General features: G+C 46.7%; 1 protein-coding gene. It reads left to right on the top strand.

Annotated elements, in window-relative coordinates; translation table 11 throughout:
• The coding region (locus ULVI_RS15510) for a hypothetical protein (RefSeq protein WP_197463469.1) at nucleotides 1-291 on the top strand (291 nt) is incomplete at both ends.

Here is a 291-nt window from a genome sequence, read left to right as displayed (position 1 = left end):
TGACGATGACCCTTCCCAGAGCATTGCCATTACCAACCCTACGGCGTATCCAAATCAGAGCAATCCCCAAACGATCTATGTGGTGGTGACCGATAGCAATACGATGTGTACGGCAGAGACTACTTTTGAATTGCAAGTAAACCTTCCACCCGTACTAACGGCTCCAACACCTTTAGAACTATGTGACTCGGAAGAGATCACAGGACCTAATGATGAGATCGAGCGATTTGATCTCACCAGCAAACGTACAGAGATCACTGGAGGGAACTTAAGTGTCACCCTTCAATACTA

The sequence above is a fragment of the Cochleicola gelatinilyticus genome, assembly GCF_001637325.1.
Taxonomy (GTDB): Bacteria; Bacteroidota; Bacteroidia; order Flavobacteriales; family Flavobacteriaceae; genus Cochleicola; species Cochleicola gelatinilyticus.
The sequence above is the reverse complement of the archived record's forward strand: the minus strand, read 5'-3'. Positions and strand labels throughout refer to the sequence as shown.